A 434-nucleotide genomic window follows, 5' to 3' on the forward strand; every position below is an offset into this window, starting at 1 on the left:
CTATAAGATTTAAAGCATTGATTTTATCTATTAAATCTTGACAAATTAAATCTTTTTTAGCTTGACTTCTTATCATTATATAATTTACCTTTTTTCCCGGTCTTCCATCAGCTTCTATGTATAAACAATCAGTTACTTTACCAACTCCAAGATAAGCTGCTACATAAGTACTCAAAGGATTATTTCCGACTTGATTTAAAGAAACATTTGTCATATTCCCAATACCTTCTGCAAAATTACCTTTAGTTGTGTAATAAGATGATAAATCGGTTATAAGTGTAGAAAAATTACTTAGTGCTTTTGAAATTTCAGCATCATCTCTCGTAGCATTTAGTTTAGGTATCGCAACTGCTGCTAAGATACCTAGAATAACTATTACGAAGATTAGTTCTATCATTGTAAAAGCTTTTTTCATTCATATCCTTATTTATAAT

1 protein-coding gene is annotated in these 434 nt (G+C 28.8%); it reads right to left on the reverse strand.

Annotated elements, in window-relative coordinates:
• Positions 1-415 (reverse strand): type II secretion system protein (locus tag KJR01_RS09840; protein WP_214119067.1); only part of this gene is annotated, 415 nt, incomplete at its 3' end.
• Positions 416-434 lie beyond the last annotated feature (19 nt).

It is taken from the genome of Campylobacter sp. 2018MI10, assembly GCF_018501175.1.
Lineage (GTDB): Bacteria > Campylobacterota > Campylobacteria > Campylobacterales > Campylobacteraceae > Campylobacter_E.